Raw genomic sequence first — 4,440 nt, 5'->3', positions numbered from 1 at the left:
AACAACTCGCCGGCCAAGCGCGCTTTCGAGCGAGCACTCGAAGTCACGCGTGCTGGGCGGGAGCTCGCTCGACCAACTCGCCCGCGGCCGGGGGCTGGGCGAGGGCGGACCCTGGTTGAACCGGCCCTGGCTCGCCACTGTGCTGCGCAACCATTGCGCGGCCCGACTAGGCCAAAGACCGCCGGACGGCGCCAGATCTCGGCGGCGAACCAACCCCAACCCGCCCCGCGGTCTGGCTGGTCGGGCTCGCTTCCCCTTTGCCTTGTACCGGCCGTTGAGTGCGCGCCCCTTGGCCACCTGGATCGAATGACGCCGGAGCGGCAGGCACGGCGCGATCCGAACGGCGAGGTGAGAGGTTGGCTGGCGACGATTGCGGAGCTGGCCGGGCGGCAACGTCACGACCGGCGTTGACCTTGGCGCGAGCCAGCCTCGCGCCGTGGATCGGGGCACTCCGTGGCGTACGGCTACGTCGACGCTTTTGGCTTTGCAGACCAGCTCCCGGAGGCGATGATCGTAACGGCGCTGTGTGCGGGTGGTGGAGGTCATGCCTCAATGATTACTTGGAATCCTGCTGATTGAAACCGAAAAAAAGATCGGTTCGATGTGGCGCGAACTGCGCAGGGAATTCTTACGCGGATCGGGCTTAAACCCACTCGTGGTACTCCGCAGGCCGTCGCCGTTTCGGCGCCTGTTCGTGTCGTGGGATGGCAGCCCGGGCGGCGAGGAAACTCTCGAGGTCGGCTCGGTGAATTCGCCACCGCGGACGTGTGCTACCTCGGCGGGCGAGATTGGAAGCCCTGAGTTCACCGTTGCTGATCCAATTCGCGACCGTGTGAGGATCAACTCTCAGCAACTGCGCGCACTCTGGCGGCGTCAAGAATGTAGCCTCGGCGATCGCGGTGGCTCGCGTCATTTTGCGGCAGACTCCGATGCGGCTTGGAGTTCGCCGGCTTCGACGACCGTTGTGCGGATCTTGGGATCGTAATCGGCCGGACCTGCGCGACGTCCAACGACGACCAAGACCCTCTTGTCGAAGAAGATCTGCGCGCAAAAGTCGCCCGAGTTGCGAGGCGGCCGGCAACCCAGAAGGCGCGCCACATCACGCGAGGAAAGAAGCTCTGGCATTTCTGCTCCACCGTTGTTGCTACAACAGGGGGCAGATTAGGCCGTCTGTCTTGGTGCTCAAAACACGGTGTCCGCGCGGACAAGTGATTGGCCGCATTCTCGCTGCGTCTTCCTGCAGCGCCGGGATCAAAGCCTGGATCAAAAAGGTGGTTGGCCACAACCTTATGTGCCATGTGGGCTTGCGCAATCGACGGATGCCTTCGCGCGTCTGTTGTGGAGTCGCGCAAGCCAAGCGTTTCGCGCAACGGCAGATCGCGAAATCCTTTTGGCGTGTCCGTGTTTTTGTCCGCGCGGCCGGCCGCGGATGCAGAAACGCGAGGCCGCACTCGGCCTTGATTTTCGGCTCCCGCCGTTTGGACGGTGCGATTGAGCTTGTCCGCCGGGGATTCTACAATCGCATTTCAGTGAGCTAACTGGCTGATCCCGGTTGTGGCTCACCGCCTGCACCGGAGACGCCTTGCCGATCGCTGGCGGGCGGCCTGTAAGTGGCGAGGTGCTGAATTACATGATTCCGTCCGCGAAAGAACTGGCCGAGTTTAGGGAACACTTGAAGGTCCGCCTTGACAGCTCGTTTCAACCCCAACAAACGCAAGTCAATGCCGCCGCTGCGGACGTGCCTCTGGTTCTTCGCGAAATCCCCGAGCGGGACCCATATCTCCCCTACGGTAATCCTGACCCCAAAGGCATGATTGTCTCTGCGCCGAGTCTCATCTCGAGTTTGGCGAAAAGGGGGCACGATAGCAGCGTGGCGTCCTGGGCGGTTTATCGCCTTATCGAACGTGGATTCCTTGGGGTGGAGACCGCCGTCATCCATGTACCGAAGACACCGAAGTTGCGCACATCGGATGAGAAACCACGCAGGCCTAGGAAGCAAGTCAAGGCATTTTCCGGATTCGGGGACTATGTAGATCCGACGGAAATGGCCCGCGAATCGGCAACCGCGTACCAGATTCCCATCTCGATGCAACCGGGCCCCATATACGCCTCCTGCAGCACGAGTCCCGGGCAACCAATTGTTCCAGAGCCCGGGAAATCGTACGCCTCCCATACTTACCTCGTAGTTTGGGCAACCGATGAGCTCTGGGATTGGTGGAAGTTTTCCTCGGGGTCGGCTTTGTCCGTGGCGGAGAATCGCTCCGACTCCGAATCAACAAACATTCCCGCGGTCGAACGAACCCCGCGAAATTATGGCCCGGATTACGAGCGGGACAGATGGTGCCGCGAGCAGTATCAGCTGCGTACACCCTTCAGGAAAGTTGCCAAGGAGTTGAAGCTGAAGCACGAGTGGGCGCGAATCGGTAGCGAGTCGGAGTTCAACGAGGCCGCCGAACGGTACGCCCAGTATTTTGGCTTGCCTCCTCGAAAACCTCTACGCAACGTCCCGCTACCGGACACACTTGGATTTCGCGAGCTTCACAATACGCTAGCGAGTGCCTCCAAAGAAGGTCGACACGTCGTGCAAATCCAAATTGCACGCGAGATCGCGGCCAAACACAACGTCGCCCCCGCCACGCTGACGCGAGCATATCGGCGCTACCAGAAGGCGATTCGCGACAATGGCCAATAGGTATCCCCTCCGCGGCAGAATTTCGATCCGGTTCCCGCCAAAACTCGCGGATCGTCGGCGGCAGCCGGTGTTCGATTACCGCGGCTTCGACTTCTTCGTCTTCCCAAACAGCCATGCCCTGACGTGCTCGCACACGGCCCGCAGCCGCTCGTCGCTTACAGTCTCGCGGTAGGCGGTCCCCATGCCGGGCACGACGTGGCCCATGACGTGGGCGACCGCGATGTGGTCCCGCGACTCCTCGCCGATCGTCAGGAACACGTGCCGAAGCGTGTAGAACCCGAGGCCAGGGCGTTGAAGCCCCAAGGATCGCATCAATCGCCGCATCGCGTAGGAGACGGGGTTGCTTGTGCTGGGCAACTTGGTTTTCTCATCGTGGTGCTCGTCGCCGTTCGCGCCGGCCTTGGGCGCCGGCAACTCGAGCTCGACGTACCAACTGCCGCCGTCAGCGCGCAAGAAAACCAAGCCGGCCTCAGCCTTGTCCTTCGGCTCCGGTCGGTCGGCGATGGCTTCCTTGATCGCCGCGACCGTCTCGGGCCACAGCCATGCGCGGCGCCCAACCGCCGTCTTGGGGCGAGGGTAGTCGAGCCAGCCGGTCTGCAGGTCGAGATGGCGCTCGTGCAGTCGACCAACGTCGGCGTTGCCGAGGCCGGCGTTGACACCGAGCAAGATCATGGCCTTGAGCGGTTGCTGCGCCGCGTCGATGATCTTGCGCAGCTCGGCCGCCTCGAACAGCTTCGCGCCCCGCTTCTGCTTCTCGCGGCGAAGGATCGCGTTCGAAGGTGGGCGAAAGTCGGGCCCGAACCGAAGAGGGCTAGCCAACAGGCCCGCGTCGTACGCCCAGCGGAAAATGATCCGGACGCGTTCGATCTGATTCGCGAGGGTCACGAGGCCCCGCCCGGCGGCAAGGTCGGCACGTAGCTCGGCGAAGTCATCCGCAGCCAAGTCCGCTACTGGCCGTTGCCGGTCGAACTTTTGCACGAGCATCGCGCCGATGGTCCGCATGTCGGCCCAGTGCCTGGCGCTCAACTCACCGTTGTCGACCAATCGCCGTTTGACGGTCAGGTAGCGATTGACGAGCTCGCCCACCGTGAGGCCGCCTGCCTTCGATCGCGGTCGGCGGCCGGCGTGCAGGTCGTCGCGCTGATCGAGGTAGAGCTTCAGCGCCTTGTCGGGATCGTTCCAGGGCCCGAAATAGTGCAGCTTGCCCTTGATCTTCTTTGCCCACCTCCGCGTGTCGTGCGGAAAGAGCGGGAAATCAGGGTACGGCTTGGCGGGCTTGGCCGGCTTCTTCTTGGTCGTTGGCATGGCTTCATCCTATCGGGTGTCAAATCGGGAGTCACTAGGCACTTGCCCGTGGTCGCGAAAAATGCGAAAACCACGTGAAAACAAGGATAGAATCACGCTCGACAGGATGATATGTTACCGGAGCTTGCCTCCGTGGTGCCAATGACTGACGGGCTACAAGCCGCCCTACATTATGCCGTTTCCGACCGCCGCCGACGCCGAAGGCGTCGGCGGCGGACGGAACACACTTCGCGCGGCAAAATCGCATTTCGGCAGAACGTGAGGCAAGATTCCAACCTGCCGTGCAGAATTTGCCGATCACGTTCAAGTGGGACGGGTGGCGGCCGCGGAACTTTTGGCATATTCTTTTCCTCCGGGCAAATACCAAAATAGACAAGTGGGAGCCCCTTTATGGCGATGACCTTTGATGCCACGCTGAAAGATATGGGCCGCGACAGCCCCCA

General features: G+C 62.0%; 2 protein-coding genes. One reads left to right on the top strand and one right to left on the bottom strand.

The genetic code is table 11. The annotated features are described in order from the left end of the window. Positions 1-1,552 precede the first annotated feature (1,552 nt). On the top strand, positions 1,553-2,692 hold the full coding sequence (locus tag VGY55_00325; protein HEV2968398.1) for a hypothetical protein: 1,140 nt from the start codon (positions 1,553-1,555) through the stop codon (positions 2,690-2,692). A gap of 75 nt (positions 2,693-2,767) precedes the next feature. Here VGY55_00325 and VGY55_00320 read toward each other — a convergent pair whose 3' ends face one another. Next, positions 2,768-3,997, bottom strand: a complete 1,230-nt coding sequence (locus VGY55_00320) for a hypothetical protein (GenBank protein HEV2968397.1) — start codon at positions 3,995-3,997, stop codon at positions 2,768-2,770. Positions 3,998-4,440 lie beyond the last annotated feature (443 nt).

Source organism: Pirellulales bacterium, from assembly GCA_035939775.1.
Lineage (GTDB): Bacteria > Planctomycetota > Planctomycetia > Pirellulales > DATAWG01 > DASZFO01.
The sequence above is the reverse complement of the archived record's forward strand: the minus strand, read 5'-3'. Positions and strand labels throughout refer to the sequence as shown.

Excerpts from the sequence above, each read along its gene's own strand:
- VGY55_00320 (HEV2968397.1), bottom strand. The coding sequence starts at position 3,997 with ATGCCAACGACCAAGAAGAAGCCGGCCAAGCCCGCCAAGCCGTACCCT.